Genomic DNA, 255 nt, shown 5'->3' with positions numbered 1-255 from the left:
TGCGGCCGGCCTTGTCGGCATAGAGGCCCATCAGCCAGCCGCCGATGGGGCGCATGAGAAAGCCCACGGCAAAGATGGCGGCGACGTTGAGCAGCTGGGCGGTCTGGTCGCCCTTGGGAAAGAAGGCCTTGGCGAAATACAGCGAGAAGGCGGCGTAGACGTACCAGTCGTACCATTCGACCAGGTTGCCGACGGAACCGCTGAAGATGGACTTGATGCGCTGCGAGGTGGTCTTGGGCGCGGTCTGGCCGGCCG

Annotated in this window: 1 pseudogene; it reads right to left on the bottom strand. The window is 64.7% G+C overall.

Annotation, left to right across the window (positions count from 1 at the left end):
• A pseudogene (locus QMX82_RS25785) lies at positions 1-255 on the bottom strand (MFS transporter); the annotation flags it as partial.

The sequence above is a fragment of the Pseudomonas sp. PS02302 genome (genome assembly GCF_029959585.1).
Taxonomy (GTDB): domain Bacteria; phylum Pseudomonadota; class Gammaproteobacteria; order Pseudomonadales; family Pseudomonadaceae; genus Chryseomonas; species Chryseomonas aestiva.
This window is presented reverse-complemented; position numbering and strand designations above follow the sequence as displayed.